At 51.2% G+C, this 14,913-nt stretch carries 11 protein-coding genes; 3 read left to right on the top strand and 8 right to left on the bottom strand.

Annotation, left to right across the window (positions count from 1 at the left end):
- Positions 1–142: 142 nt before the first annotated feature.
- The 3 genes from MN202_RS14310 to MN202_RS14320 all read right to left on the bottom strand — a co-directional run bounded on the left by MN202_RS14310 (position 143) and on the right by MN202_RS14320 (position 5,374).
- A complete protein-coding gene (locus MN202_RS14310) occupies positions 143–1,237 on the bottom strand; it encodes a serine hydrolase domain-containing protein (RefSeq protein ID WP_335736813.1) in 1,095 nt (364 codons plus the stop codon).
- A gap of 95 nt (positions 1,238–1,332) precedes the next feature.
- Positions 1,333–4,530, bottom strand: coding sequence for a DEAD/DEAH box helicase (locus MN202_RS14315; protein WP_335736814.1), 3,198 nt, complete (start codon positions 4,528–4,530; stop codon positions 1,333–1,335).
- A 91-nt stretch (positions 4,531–4,621) separates the two neighbouring features.
- On the bottom strand, positions 4,622–5,374 hold the full coding sequence (locus MN202_RS14320) for a DUF4097 family beta strand repeat-containing protein (protein WP_335736815.1): 753 nt from the start codon (positions 5,372–5,374) through the stop codon (positions 4,622–4,624).
- 288 nt (positions 5,375–5,662) lie between these two features.
- Here MN202_RS14320 and MN202_RS14325 point away from each other — a divergent pair, with 288 nt between their 5' ends.
- A complete protein-coding gene (locus tag MN202_RS14325) occupies positions 5,663–6,220 on the top strand; it encodes an SRPBCC family protein (RefSeq protein ID WP_335736816.1) in 558 nt (185 codons plus the stop codon).
- A 5-nt stretch (positions 6,221–6,225) separates the two neighbouring features.
- Here MN202_RS14325 and MN202_RS14330 read toward each other — a convergent pair whose 3' ends face one another.
- The 3 genes from MN202_RS14330 to MN202_RS14340 are packed head-to-tail and all read right to left on the bottom strand — an operon-like array spanning position 6,226 to position 10,929.
- Positions 6,226–7,860, bottom strand: coding sequence for a FimV/HubP family polar landmark protein (locus MN202_RS14330; protein ID WP_335736817.1), 1,635 nt, complete (start codon positions 7,858–7,860; stop codon positions 6,226–6,228).
- Positions 7,857–8,642 (bottom strand): outer membrane lipoprotein-sorting protein, encoded by a 786-nt coding sequence (locus MN202_RS14335; protein ID WP_335736818.1) that lies wholly within the window; start codon positions 8,640–8,642, stop codon positions 7,857–7,859. The genes MN202_RS14330 and MN202_RS14335 overlap by 4 nt, the downstream gene beginning before the upstream one ends.
- Positions 8,635–10,929 (bottom strand): efflux RND transporter permease subunit, encoded by a 2,295-nt coding sequence (locus MN202_RS14340; RefSeq protein ID WP_335736819.1) that lies wholly within the window; start codon positions 10,927–10,929, stop codon positions 8,635–8,637. The genes MN202_RS14335 and MN202_RS14340 overlap by 8 nt, the downstream gene beginning before the upstream one ends.
- Positions 10,930–11,137: 208 nt before the next feature.
- Between MN202_RS14340 and MN202_RS14345 the strand changes: the two genes are divergently transcribed.
- Positions 11,138–12,640 (top strand): YifB family Mg chelatase-like AAA ATPase, encoded by a 1,503-nt coding sequence (locus MN202_RS14345; RefSeq protein WP_335736820.1) that lies wholly within the window; start codon positions 11,138–11,140, stop codon positions 12,638–12,640.
- A gap of 43 nt (positions 12,641–12,683) precedes the next feature.
- Here the strand turns inward: MN202_RS14345 and MN202_RS14350 are convergent, their stop codons facing one another.
- Complete coding sequence (locus MN202_RS14350) at positions 12,684–13,370, bottom strand: hypothetical protein (RefSeq protein ID WP_335736821.1); 687 nt, start codon at positions 13,368–13,370, stop codon at positions 12,684–12,686.
- A gap of 272 nt (positions 13,371–13,642) precedes the next feature.
- On the opposite strand from MN202_RS14350, the gene MN202_RS14355 reads away from it, so the two are divergent.
- Entirely contained in the window at positions 13,643–13,837 is a 195-nt protein-coding gene (locus MN202_RS14355) for a hypothetical protein (protein WP_335736822.1), read from the top strand.
- A 24-nt stretch (positions 13,838–13,861) separates the two neighbouring features.
- Here MN202_RS14355 and pyrC read toward each other — a convergent pair whose 3' ends face one another.
- Positions 13,862–14,893 (bottom strand): dihydroorotase, encoded by a 1,032-nt coding sequence (gene pyrC / locus MN202_RS14360; protein WP_335736823.1) that lies wholly within the window; start codon positions 14,891–14,893, stop codon positions 13,862–13,864.
- Positions 14,894–14,913 lie beyond the last annotated feature (20 nt).

Genomic DNA, 14,913 nt, shown 5'->3' on the forward strand with positions numbered 1-14,913 from the left:
CTTAACAGTGTGAAGTAAGTAACTACTAAGCCTAAAGCCACTATGACACAGGGTCAATGAGACACTTTGTACTCAATGTGGCTAATTTGTAAGCATAGTGTTTATGCTAAATAACTAGCGCACTGGCAAACAACGCGCAGTGCTACTGCAGCGCCGGCAAAATATGCTGCCGTATAACCTGCATAGCGCTGTCAGACTGGCCGGCAACGCCGGCGCGAAAATTTTGATACAGAACTACCGTCAGGTTTTGCTCGGGAATGGTTAATACAAACTGGCCGCCATAGCCCCAGGCCAGCTGTGCCGCGCCTACGCTGCTGTTGCCCAGCCACCATTGTTGACCATAACCGTGCAGTGTCAGGCCACCGACGGCTGATGTCAGACTCTGACTAACTTCAGCGGCCTGTAACAGCCAACTGGCGGCTATAATTTGCTGGGATTGCCAGCGGCCCTGTTGTTGCAGTAACAGGCCTATTTTGGCCAGATCGCGGGCGCGTAACGTCAGACCGGCGGCCCCATTAGTTAGCCCGTCATTGAGGGTTTCCCAGCTGTATTGGCTGATCCCCAGCGGTTGAAACAAATGCTGCCGGCTATATTCCGCCAGCGACAGGCCGGTTGCTTTAGTTAGAATGTAGGACAACAGGTGTGAGGTGCCGGAATTATAGTTAAAGTGACTGCCCGGGGTGGTCACCACCTGGCGCTGTAATACATACTGCACCGGATCGGCGGCCGTTACCCAGTCGTTATAACCTTGTGCGGTGCTTTCATCCCAGCTGATACCACTACTCATATCCAGTAATTGCGCCAGCGTAATAGTGGCTTTGTCGCCCAGCAGATCAGCGTAGTCGGCATCAAAAAAATCGCTGATTGGCTGCTGCAGTGAAGTTATCGCACCCTGCTCCAGCGCCTTGCCTATCATTAACATGGTAATGGTTTTCGTGATCGAACGCAGATGTTGTAAGGTCGCGCTGTTTTGGCCGTGATAATAGGCTTCGGCGACCAATTTACCGTTACGTACCACCAGCATCGCATACATGGGGGCCAGGTTGGCGGCGTCGTTAAAGGCGGTGGTTAAGCGGTCGGCATCCAGGCCTTCAGCTGCGGCGGTGCTGATGCCCCAGTCGTTGCCCGCTGTCGGTTGCCAATTAACATTGCCGCCGCCACTGACAGTATTATCGTTATCACTGCCGCCACAGCCGGCCAAAGCCAGGCTGAAATATATTATTGCCAATAAGCGCATAGGCTAACCTTTTGTCATTGCGGTAATTAATCAAGCGTAACGCCTGTTTTGCAAAATGCCAAAATAGTTTGGCCAGCTGCGCTTGCCACGTCTGCCTAGCTAAACAGAGACAGCAGATCTTCGGCTTTGCCCTGCCACGGCTGCCCCTGACCGCCGGCAAAGAGCTGGTCGGCTAGTTGGCGTTTATGTTGTTGTAATAATTGAACCTTTTGCTCTACCGTGTTGGCGGCAATCAGTTTATATACAAACACCGCCTTGTGTTGGCCAATGCGGTGGGCCCGATCGGTTGCCTGGGCTTCGGCTGCCGGGTTCCACCAGGGATCGTAATGAATTACCGTATCGGCGGCCGTTAGGTTTAAGCCGGTGCCGCCGGCCTTTAAGCTGATTAAAAACACCCGGGTTTCACCATTTTGAAAGGCATCGATTTGCTGCTGGCGATGTTTGGTTTGGCCGGTTAGTTTGCTGTAGCTGATGCCCAGCGCGTTCAGCTCGTCTTCAATCAGCGTTAGCATGCTGGCAAACTGGCTGAACAATAAAATGTTGCGGCCTTCTTCCAGCATGTCGGGCAGGGTGTCGCGCAGCCATTGCAGCTTGGCATTGCTTTGCACTGAGCGCGCATGTTCTACCGGCACTAAACGTGCATCGCAACAAGCCTGACGTAGTTTTAATAAGGCATCAAGAAACTGAATTTGGCTGGCGGCCACGCCTTTTTGCACAAACATTTCGCGCACCTTGGTTTCCATTACCAGGCGGATACTTTCGTACAGGTTGCGCTGATCACTTTCCAGCTCCAGCAGTTGCACAATTTCAGTTTTATCCGGCAACTCGCTGGCCACCTGCGCCTTGGTGCGGCGCAACATAAAGGGCGCAATACGGCTTTTCAGCGCGTGAGCCCGCTCGGTGTCAGCGTGTTTTTCAATCGGTTTGCGGTATACCTGATTAAAATGATTGTCGTTGCCCAGCAGGCCGGGCAAGACAAAATCAAAAATAGATTTTAATTCACCCAGGTGGTTTTCCAGTGGTGTGCCCGATAGCGCCAGTTTAAAGTCGGCTTTTAGTAAGCGCACGGCTTTTGCTGCCTGGCTGCCGGCATTTTTTATATGCTGGGCCTCATCCAGAATGACTGCGCTAAGCGGTTGGTTTTGATAGTATTTGTGGTCGCGCACTACCAGTGGGTAACTGGTAACAATTACATCGTAGTCGGCCAGTTCATTGAACAGCGGCTGGCGTTTATTACCGTGAATTTGTAGTACCCGCAATTGTGGCGTAAAACGGGCGGCCTCAGCCAGCCAGTTACCCAATAAGCTGGTTGGGCAGACAATTAATACCGGATGCATAAAGCGGCCACTTTGTTTTTGCCACAGCAAAAGACTTAAGGTTTGCAGAGTTTTACCCAGGCCCATATCGTCGGCCAGTATGCCGCCTAGGCCAAATTCAACCAGAAAATTCAGCCAGCTTAACCCCTGCAACTGATAGGGCCGTAGTTGCGCCTGTAAGCCGGTGGGGACATCACACTGGCTAATGCCATTAAAGTCATGCAGTTGGCTACTTAAGCGCTGGGCGCGCTGGGCGTTTAAATATTGAATATCCTTGCTGCTTTCGCCGGGCAGTAAGGCCGCTTTGTAGGCGGGCAGGTCAATACTGAATTGCGGCCTATTCGGGTTTAGCAGCTCAATAATGGTATCAATAAACGGCTGGATCAGGCTGGCGTTTAATGCCAGCTTGCCCTGTGGTAGTGACAGCCAAATCGGTTTGCCGGCGTCGGGCAAGCCATACTGGCGCAGCCATTGACTGATCAGCGGTAACAGCGGTACCTGAGTGCCGTCAATATCAACCTGTATTGCCAGAGCAAAACCACCGGCGGCGTTATCCTGTACTTGCAGGTAGGGGTCGCCGTTTAATATATCCAGCTTAAAGTTGTCGTCGCGGGCAATATGCCAACCCTGGTTAGCCAGCTCTGGCAGCGCATCTAATAATGGTTGCCATAACAGCGGGTTATCCGGCCCGGCGGCAGTACCAAAGGCACTATGCTGCTGGTAAGGCTCGGGCAAGGCGGACAGTTGCACCAGTTCAAAGCTGAGCAGTTGCTCGACGGCGGCAGTTTCCGCCGCCCGGTCGCGGCGGATAAACAGCTGCTGGCCATTAAGGTTCAGTTCGGTTTGGGCGGTAAATAAATCCAGCGGCAATAAATGGTTTTGATATTGAAACTGCAGCAACGCCGTTGGCTCGCTGCGGCCTTTTGCTGCATGCGGCAGCATTTTAAGTTGCAATACCGGCCGGGGGGGCGCGGTAATATGCGCAATGCCGTCCACCTTGGGTAATGGCAGGCTGGTTTGGCTAAACATTTGCTGCAAGCGGCTTAGTGTTGGTGCCAGTGCCTGCATGGGAACCGGTGGTATTTTATTCAGCAGTTTAAGCTGGGCGGCGCTAAGTACGGTATCCAGCTCACCGATTTGATAATAGCTGGTGTCGAAGTAGCAAGGCGGATCGGTATATACCAATTCAAAATCGCGGTCGCTGTCGTCCAGCTGCCAGCACAGTTGTTGGCCGGCGGCGGTTTCCTGCCAGTAAAACTGCAGTGGCCGTTTGGGGCCGCGCTCTACACTAAAACGCGACTCGGAAAAAAAGCAGCGGCCGCTGTCCAGCAGCTGCTGCAGTAACTGATAACCCCAGTCACCTTCCAGCAGCGGTAAATCGCGCAGACTCTGTGCCCTAAAATAGCTGAGTAAGCGGTAATCCTGCTGCTCTATCCAGGCGGGTATCACCGGGCTGACTAAATCATATTTACCTATTGCGACGCCTTTGGTGTAACCGCCTTTTTTACTCTCGCGTACGCGACGGGCGCTAAGTTGCAAACCAGCCTGGCCATAAGACAGTAAGTACAGCACCACATCTTTTACTTCAACCGGCGGTGCCAGTTGTTGCTCGGCCTGCTCAAACCACTGGTTTAGCTGCCGCACCGGTTGTTGTTCCAGTTTCAGCTTATCTTGCTGATAGTCACGCTGCAGACGCAACAGCACCGCCAGTACGTGTTTACAATTGGCACCCACCGGACAGGTACAACGGTTTTGCAATTGCCAGCCGTTGTCGTTGTGCTTTAACTGAATAAATTGACGGTAGGGCGTAAAGGCAGCGCCCCATACCTGAGCGCTGATGTCAGACAAATCACTGTTGTATTCCAGCTTTACCACCTTGCCGGCCTGCATATATGCCTGGGCACGGTGAAAGGTTTGGCTGTCAAACCAGAGCTCCAGCTGGCGCTGGGTAAGCGGAAATACGGTATCGGTAGTCATAACGCCTGAATGTTAAGCACAAAGGCGTAATGCTACCGTAGTTTTGCCTTAAGCCAAATGCACAGGCGTAAAATAAAACAAAACTGTGCAGTTAATCGTTAATTTGCACCGCGCCGGCTATGGCATTCAGTTTCAGGCCGCCTGAACCGCTATCGACAATGGTCAGGCTGCCGGCACCGTCAATCTCAATATCGCCGCTGCCATCGTCGATAGTCACTTTACCGGCGACAGCGCGCACAGTAAGATCACCCGAGCCGTCATCAACTGTTACGTCACCGGCGATATTTTTGATTTGCAGGCTGCCTGAACCATCTTCTACCCGCAGCGAGCCAGTGAGCTGGCTGACTGTAAGCTCGCCGGAGCCATCTTTAATATTGGCATTATTGCCACCTTCAACCCGCAATTCACCCGAGCCGTCTTCAATATCTAAATCGCCTTGCAGGCCGCTGATAGTGCTGTCACCTGAGCCGTCGTCCAGTTTCAGGCCAAACTGTGCCGGAACCTTCACGACCAGATCGATATAGGGGCTATTGCCCTGATAAAACGACTGACTAAAGCCGGCTTCCAGTACAGCTGCCTTGCCGCGGCTTTGCAGTGACAGACGAATATCTGCCGCATCGTAGTAGTAAATATTCGCCACCAGCTCGACAGTGTCGCGGCCTGCTTCGCCATGGATAGCCAGTTTGCCGGCACCGGTGTCGGCAACTAATTGTTGTAAGTCGACCGCGTTAACGGCCAGTTTGCGCTCTTCATGCTGTAGGTCGCCGGCATGGCCATTACCGACATAGATCACGCAGCCACTGAGTAAGGTTGCTGTGGCGATAGTTAAGATTGAAGTTTTCATTAAAGGTCCTTGTGGTTTGTCGTTTTATTACTGTCTGGCAGAGTAATAGCAAAATTGACGCCAAAGTGTAATGGTATAGTATTCATGTGGTTAGCTAAAATCCATGTTCGGGCTGTTTGGTTTAAATTACTAACATCTGGTGAATTTAGCCATCGCCTGAGGCTGACATCTCCACGCTGGCATAGCTGACTGGAGTGTTAATAAAAAGCCAGCTATGTTTAAGCGGAAAAATAGCCGCGGCGTAATGCCGGCATTGTTGTGAGCGTATAACAATAAGGATAATGCAATATGCTAAAAAAAATACTGCTGGTCATCGTTGTGCTGCTGGCGATACCGCTGCTAACAGCGTTATTTGTTAAGCAAGACTATAAAGTAGAAACCCAGGTGGTTATTCAACAGCCGGCACAGCTGGTGTTTGACTATATCCGTTTTCTCGGTAATCAGGACAACTTCAGCGTATGGGCGGCAATGGACCCGCAGATGCAGAAATCTTACCGTGGCGTAGACGGCACTGTTGGCTTTGTATCGGCCTGGCACAGTGACAACCCGGATGTTGGGGTTGGTGAGCAGGAAATTAAAGCCATAGTGGAAGGCGAACGCATAGAGTTTGAACTGCGCTTTTTGGAACCCTTTGCCGCAGTATCGCCGGCCTATATGACGACAGAGGCGATAACAGCGCAGCAAACCCGGGTCAGCTGGGGCTTTAGTGGCCATATGCCCTATCCGATGAATTTGATGCTATTGGTGATGGATGTGGAAAACATCATCGCCGCAGATTTACAGCAAGGGCTGGATAACCTGAAATTGATCCTGGAGGCACCGGTGCAAGAGGCAGAGGTACAGTAACGGTGTCAGAAGAAGTAATCCAGACTTAGCTGCAGGTAGTCGTCGTTTCGGATCATATAACCAGGTTCGGTTGGCTGATCGCTGCGGAAAAACCAGGCATCCAGACGTAAGCGCAGGCTATTGGATAGACGCATAGAGGCTTCCAGCTTACCGCTTTGGCTGCTGCTGTGGTCTAAATCCTGCAGTATACCCAATAGTATTTCACTGCCGGCGGCATCGTTTGCCACAAAGCGGCCGCCAATAAAGATATCATTTTGCCCGGGCCCTGTTGCTTGCTGACCGCGGCTATCGTATTGGTACTCAGCAATCCAGCCTAAGTCCCAGTTTGACTCGAATAAGCCGACATGGGTGTATTCAAAACCGGCGGTGGCGGCGACAAAGTCCTGCTGCCGGGTCTTCCGATAGATGCTTTCTAACTTCCATAACCAGCTGCCCGAGATCCACAGGCTGTCGATACCCAGCTGCTGCATTTGCAGATATACCGGTTGCAACTTGCCTGTAGTGGTTAGTTGATATAGCGGGTCACGGTTGTTACCTTCAAAATAGCTCAGGCCCAGATCCACAGCACCAAGCCGGCGGCTGAAGCGTAGGGCAAAATCAAGATTTTTGTCTTGCTGGCCAGACTCATAAAGTGTGTTATTGCTGTCGACCAACATCGGTGGTCGCAGGCGGCCGTCCGGGCCTGCCTGAGGCCGCTCACGAAAATAAGGCAATAAATACAAGGCCAGGCTGCCGTTGCTACCATGCAGGTTCCAGTTCAGCATGGGCTGGCCCAGTTTAGTTTCAGTATCAATATCGGCCAGAATATCGGTTTGGTTGATCACATCAACCAAATGCTGCGACTCGGTCACGCCCCAAAATACTATGTCGACGCCGGCTTTAATATCGTAACCGTCACCAACGTATTGCCAATAAGCCTGTCGCAAATCCAGCAGGCTGCGTTCGGTGTCGCGTGCGTCCCAACGCATATAGGGCTGTAAAGCCAATTGATGGCGGCGATCAGCACTTTGCCAGTACCATTCGGCGCTAAAGGCTGCACTGCTATGATGGCGTGATTGGCCCTGCGCACCATCGGCACTAAAGTAGCGTTGCTGTAGCTCCAGTGTGTAATCCGCCTGAATATCCTGATACCAGGGCATAGCGGGTGCTGGCGGCTTAGTATCCTGCATGACAGGTTGTGCAGCTGTGCTACTGACGACCTCAGGTTTGGCAGCGGTGCTGGTTGCCTGGCTAACTTCGCTGGTGGCAGTAGTTACAGCTTTGGCTGCTACCTTAGTGGTGGCCCGTGCTGGCTGCACGGCCGGAGCCATAGCCACAGCTGACAGAGCCTGATTGTACCAGTGGCGGGCTTTAGCCACCGGTGTTTGTAACATGAGCTCGCGTGATGGCAGCCGCAATAGACTGCCACTGGCCAGCTGGTGTAGCGACGGCGCTTGTTGCAGAGCAGGGTTGGCCTGCCACAGAGCATAAATAACCTGCACCATGGCCACATCGTTATCCGGTCTTACCCGGCTGGCAATACGCCACAGGGTTTCGCCCGGCGCAACAATGATGCTGTCAGTTGTACTGTCAGCACGGCCTGACGGGCTTATGGCAAATGCTGCCAGCAGCCAGATCAGCACTGGCCAAAATGGTTTCACCGCACCCGCTCCAAAGCGGCAACGTCAAAATCGGCTTCGACACGGCCAGTGCCAAAGCGGATAGATTGCAGTAACAGATCCGTGCTCTTGCCGGTTTGGTGGTTAAGCATTGTCATCCGGTGCGGCCGCCAGAACTTATCCAGATATTGCTGATAATCATGTAGTGTAAGTGTTTTCAGTAAACTGCCTTTGCGATCATAGTAATCGACTTTTTGCAGCCGGTAGTGCTGTTGATCAATCCAGACGTGAGTGGTGCTGTAACCGGAGAAACTGTCTGTTGGTTTTTGTTCTATGACAAAGCACAGCTCGCCGTTCAGGTTTTCATCGCGCAGGTAGTTAAAGGCAAATTTTTCCAGCTCGAACGAGGTCATATCTTCATAGGCAAATTCACTGGCCATAAAAGGGCCGGACTTATTGCGGCTGGCAATGCGGCGGGTACGTTTTAAGCTGGGCAAATATAGCCATTGATCATCTTCTGCATTAGGGTGCGAATGGCTGAGAAATGCCGAGCCACGGATATCGCGCGGCTCATCAAAAATGGTCAGTGCTTTGTCGCCATCGTCTTGCATTTCATAGCTTAAGGTCCGCATCCGTCTTTCGCTTTGCTGGCCAGCGGCGTTGCGTAAAATCATCAGAAGCTCACTTTCACTGTCGCCCCAGCCACGATCACGCTGTTTAAATTCTTCGGCTATTTGCCGGCCTTTGGCGGCATCATCAGCCAGCAATGGCAAGGCCAGCCAGATTAAACAGAAAACGCTGACTGTGCGTAGCAAACTAAACATGGTTTTTCTCCGTGGTTTTATCAAAGCGCAATAAGCAAGCTGGTAGCAGCAGAAAATCAATAACCAGTGCTATTACGATAATCAGAGCGGTAAGCATGCCCATATCGGAATTAAGCCGGAAGCCGGAAAACATCAGTACGGCAAAACCAATACAGAGTACCGCTGTGGTGATCCATAACGCCCGGCCAACACTGCTAAAAGCATAACGCACCGCCGCTTCGGTGTCGCGGCCCTCCTGGCGCGCATACTGATATTTACTGAGAAAGTGCACGGTGTCGTCGACAATAATGCCCAGGCTCATGCCGGCTACTACTGACAGGGCCAGGTTTATCTCTCCACTTAGCAGACCCCAGAGACCAAAACCTATAATGGCCGGCACCAGATTAGGAATGACACTAAGCAAGCCTAAACGCCAGGACTTAAGGCTGAACACCAGCAAAAGTGATATTAAGAGCAGCGCCACGGGTAATGTTTTTAGCATCGACGCCATATTGCGCTCACCAATATGAGCAAACATCAGTGCGGCACTGGCAGCGGTTACCTGATATTGCGGGTGATTGTCGGCCATATACTGCAGTGCCCGCTGTTCCAGCCCGGTCAGCTCCTTGCTGCCGAGATTTTGCAGTGTGGTACTGATACGGGTAGCGCTTTTATCTATGTTTAGCTGGTTGTTTAAATCCAGGCCAAAGGGGAGCGACATCTCGTACATCAACAGAAATTGCGCTGCCTGCTCGCTGCTGTCGGGCAAACGGTAGTAGTCCGGGTCATCGCCGTGCATATTTTTGTTCAGCCGTTTTAGCACATCGCTAATGCTGTTAACGTGAGTGATCTCGGGCTGGGCCAATAACCACTGGCTAAAATCGGCCACCGCCCGCAAAAAGTCCGGTTGACTGACAGCGTTGCTGTCATTGCCTGCGACGGCAAAATCGATCAGCGTAAAGCCACTGAGGTTTTGTTCAAGAAAATCGTTAGACTGGCGAAATTCGGTACTTTCAGCAAAGTACTTTATTGCTTCATCATTAACCTTATTCAGGCTGAGTAAGGCTCCGCACACTAACACCAGTACACTGAGCACAGGTAACAGCAGGCGTTGATAGCGTATTACCCAGTTGGCCAGTGCTGTCATGTTTTTATCTTCAGTGTTCACTTTGGCAGAAGCTTTCAGTGGCAAAGCCAGTAGCAATACCGGCAGCAGCAACAAGCTGTACAGACAGGCCAGCATTATCCCTACTGCGGTGACGTTACCCAGGTCACGTAAGATAGGCACTTCAGAGAAATTCAGCGTTAAAAAGCCGATGGCGGTAGTAATACTGGTGATCAGCACCGGTTTGACATTGCGCTGCAGGCTATATTGCAGCGCCTGCAATTTGCTGTCGCCGCGGCGCAGGGCAAACTGGGTAGAGGCAATAATATGTACTGAGTCTGCCACTGCCAGTGTCATTAAAATAGTCGGGGCATTAATGGTGGCTGTGCTAAGAAAAATGCCGGCCCAACCGGCCAGGCCCAGCGCAGAGGTCAGCGACACCACAATAATAATCAGGGTTGCCAGCGATGCGGTCACCGAGCGCAGTAGCCAGGCCAGTACCAGTAAAATTGTAATAAACATTAATGGTACCAACTGTTTAGCGTCCTGCTCGGCTTCGCTGGCAAACGCCTGGTTAAGTGCTATGACACCGGTCAGATGAAAATCGACGTTGGGGTAGTCTTTAGCGATGCTATCAAGATGCTGCCGCACGTAGTGCCAGACATCCATAACTTCCTGTTGCTGGTTTTTTTCCGGCAGCTGTACGGTAATATTAATGGCCGTTACTGCCCCGCTGGGGGAAACCAGCCGATTGACCAGTACCGGCTCGTGTAACGCAATCTGGCGTATTCGTTCAAGCGAGTTGGCGCTAAGGATGGCAGGGTCAAACAACAAGTCGGCCACCCGTAAATCGTCGTCTGCTGCCTCGGTGTGCTGGTAGTTTGTCAGGGAGTCTACCCGGGTAACATAGGGGGTGTACCAGGCTGCGTCGGTTAGCTGGTGTACCAGTGTTAATATCTCGCTATTGAATACCTGGCCATCGCGGGGGGCTATGCCAATCAGCAGATTATCACTCTTATTGAAGTTATGTTGCATCTGCTCGAAGGCGAGTAACTGCGGATTATCCGGCGAAAAAAAGATACGGTAATCGCCACGGAAATACAGCTTTTGCATGCCAAGGCTACACAGCACTATCAGCAGTAAACAACACAACGCCGCTGTTTTTGGGTAGCGTAAACTAAGGGCAAAACCTGAAACGGTCATCTATCCTCCGGCGGCTTGGCGCACTGGTTACCTGGCCTGAGGCCGGTTAGGGTTTAGCATCAAGCTTAGCATAAGCTTTTGTTTAAGTGATGGTATTACATTGGCAAGCCGGCGCCGCCTTTTGTTGACTAAATAACCGCACATTACTTGCTTAATATTAACAATTGAGCAAATATTAATTATCTTTTTTTGTGCGCAGGAGACAGGGATGTCACTGGCCGTTGTATTCAGCCGCGCCCGCCATGGGTTGGACGCGCCTCTTGTTACTGTAGAGGTACATATCAGCAATGGCCTGCCGGCATTTCAGTTAGTTGGCCTGCCGGAAACGTCGGTCAAAGAGTCTCGCGACCGGGTTCGCAGTGCTATGGTAAACAGTGGCTTTGCCTTTCCCGACCGTAAAATTACCGTCAATTTAGCCCCGGCAGATTTACCCAAAGAAGGCGGCCGCTTCGATTTGCCGATAGCGCTGGGTATTATTGTTGCTTCCGGTCAATTGGCAGAGAAAAGCCTTAACGGTTATGAGTTTTGCGGTGAACTGGCGCTGTCTGGTGAGATCCGCACCATAGTCGGCGAAATTCCGGTTGCTATTGCCTGCCGCGATGCCGGCCGTGAAGTTGTGCTGCCAATGTTAAATGCGCAGCAGGCACAGCAAGTGCCGAAAGTGGCGGTGCATGGAGCAGAGCACTTGCTGCAGGTACACAGCTTTTTGCTGGCGCAGCAGCCGCTACCGGCGATACCGGCGCTGCCGCAGCGCGAGCAGCAGCATTTGCCTGATCTGGCTGATGTTAAAGGCCAGGCGCATGCCAAGCGCGTGCTGGAAATTTGCGCTGCCGGCGAGCATAACCTGTTGATGCTTGGTCCGGCCGGTACCGGCAAGTCGATGCTGGCGCAGCGCCTGCCGGGCATAATGCCACCGTTAACTGAGCAGGAAGCATTGGCCACCGCAGCGATTTATTCGATTGCCGGCCTTAAACGCAATTTAACCGACTGGCAGCAACGGCCATTTCGCAGCCCGCATCACACCAGTTCGGCGGTCGCTTTGGTTGGCGGTGGTTCTGTGCCCAGGCCAGGTGAAATTTCCTTGTCGCATCATGGCATTTTGTTTTTAGACGAGTTACCGGAATTTCCGCGTAAGGTACTGGATGTACTGCGCGAGCCGCTGGAAACCGGTGTGGTGCATATCAGCCGCGCCGCACGCCAGGCAGAATTTCCGGCACAGTTTCAGTTGGTGGCGGCATTAAACCCCAGCCCTACCGGCCATCATCAGGATGGCCGCGCCACGCCCGAGCAAGTGATGCGTTATTTAAACCGCTTATCCGGCCCCTTTATTGATCGTATTGAATTGCAAATAGAAGTACCGCTGCTGCCCAAGGGCATGCTAAGCCAACACACTCAGGAAGAAAGCAGCGCCAGTGTGCGTCAGCGGGTGTTAGCGGCAAGGCAGCTGCAGCTGGTGCGGCAGGGTAAGGCCAATGCCCGTTTAACCGGCAGTGAAATTGCTGACTTTTGCCCGCTGCAACAGGCCGATGCGCGGTTTTTGGAAGACACCATCCACCGCTTTAAACTGTCGGCCCGCACCTACCACAAAATTATTAAAGTGGCGCGCAGCATCGCTGATCTGCAACAGCAAACGCAGATCAGCCGCGCCCATTTAATGGAGGCGCTAAGTTACCGCGCGCTGGAGCGCCTGCTTAGCTACCTGAAAAATTAACCTGGACTAAAGGATGCAAAACTTGTCGGAGGCGACGAGTTCATTACCTTGCAATTGTGAGACTTTCAGCAGCTTCAGTAGTTATCAGTATTGCTTTCATCACAGGGTTACCATGCTCGTCCAGGCTAGTGCTGTAAAAACTAAAGTATGAGCCGGCCTCATTTAATGTTTTAAAACTTTCTGTATCACGGTTTGAAGCATAATTAAAACTCACTGCACAGATCCTGCCCGCACAACTATATATCTCGTTGTTAATTCGAGAACCATAGTGTTGAAGTAGATAATTACTTAACTGCTGTTCGTTTTCAATTGCGGTGTAGTCTTTGGCTATCGAGTCAAGAGACATGATAAATTGATTGAAGTCTTGGGTTTGAAATGAAGATACTAGAGTTTTTTCATATATTGCGTCGTCATTTCGGATGAAATAAGAGTTAATCTCGCTTTCGGTTGTGAGTTTGCTATAAAAAGGTTCGGGATCTGCTCTGTGATCGTTGTTTGTTTCTGATTCAGACTGCTGATCTGCAGCATTGCGGCTAGACATCTTGGTCTCGCTGATTTTTGCGGTACTTTCGCGGCTCTTATGTTTTAAACTATCATCCTTCAGTTCAACTGCTTGTGTTTGCAGAGCACTGTTATCGCCATCTTGCCGATGTTCTGATGTGAAGTAGAATACCGCCGATACAGCGCCAGCTAAGATTATACCAAGTAACAGCAACACCCTAATTTTCATACATTCCTCATTTATTAAAATATTATCAAGCGCTTATAAGTAAGTAGAACGGCATGCGGAGCCTTCAATAATAGAGAGGTCCAGACATCTTCCTTCTCGAAAATGTGATGATTAAAAACTCAGTTAGTGTAACTTGGTGAACAAAGCTTGCCCAATATTAATTTAAATAAACGTACGCTCAGGTTGTTTTTTTGTATAAATATTATTTACACGGTGGCGTTAATAGGTAAAATGTCTGCGGTCACATAAAACGGATGTTTAAGGATAAGCGTATGTGGATTCGTGATGAAGGAGTATTGCGGGATAGCAAAACCGCGCTGACGGTCTCACCAAAAAGCTTTGGTCAGCCAATCTATTTTGAGAATTTAGGCGAGCTGTATTTTACCGGCGCCGATGTGGTGCTGAAAATGTCGGCGCAGGAATTTGATCAGTTTTATCAGGAATACGAAAACGCTCTGCAGCACTAAAGTTCAGCACTGCAGAGGGTGTTATCAGATTAACTTCCAGTTTAGCGTTTCGCCGGCATAAAACGGCACTATAGGGTTACCGTTTGGCAGGCTGATTTCAGCGGGTACCTGCCACTGCTGTTTTTGCAGCGTTATAGTGCCGCTGTTACGTGGTAAACCGTAAAAATCGGCGCCGTAATGGCTGGCAAAACCTTCCAGCTTGTCCAGACAGCCCAAATCATCAAATACCTGAGCATATAATTCAATGGCACTGTGCGCGCTGTAACAACCGGCGCACCCGCAGGCTGATTCTTTGCGGTGCTTTTCGTGTGGTGCTGAATCTGTGCCTAAAAAGAACTTAGTTGAACCGGTCGCTACTGCAGCACGCAGAGCTTCCTGATGGGTACGGCGTTTTAACACCGGCAGACAATAATTATGTGGTCTTACGCCGCCCACCAACAAATCGTTGCGATTTAACAACAAATGCTGCGGTGTAATGGTAGCTGCAACGTTAGCAGAGGCTTCGGCGACAAACGCGGCGGCGTCGGCGGTGGTGATATGCTCAAATACCACTTTCAGGCTGGGAATACGTGCCACTATATGTTGCAGGTAACGGTCGATAAACACTTTTTCGCGGTCGAAAATATCAATCTCGTGCTCAGTTACTTCGCCGTGAATTAGCAGTAGCATGCCTTGCTCGGCCATCACTTCAAACACCGGATACAGCGCGTCCAGTGCGCCTACGCCATGGCTGGAGTTAGTGGTGGCCCCGGCTGGATACAGCTTGGCAGCCACTACACCTGCGGCTTTAGCATCAATAATATCCTGCGCGCTGGTTTTATCGGTCAGGTATAAGGTTACCAGGGGTTCAAAGTGGCTACCGGCTGGACGTGCAGCCAGAATACGCTCGCGGTATGCTATTGCCAATGCCGCTGTGGTCACCGGCGGCACTAAATTAGGCATTACTATGGCGCGGGCAAACTGGCGCGCTGTCGCCGGCACGGTTTCGCGTAGCATATCGCCATCACGAAAATGTAAATGCCAATCATCCGGGGTTTGAATGGTTAAAGTTGTCATGCGGGCTCCTGCAGGCGGTA

Origin of the sequence: Rheinheimera muenzenbergensis, from assembly GCF_036984005.1 — a bacterium.
Lineage (GTDB): Bacteria > Pseudomonadota > Gammaproteobacteria > Enterobacterales > Alteromonadaceae > Alishewanella > Alishewanella muenzenbergensis.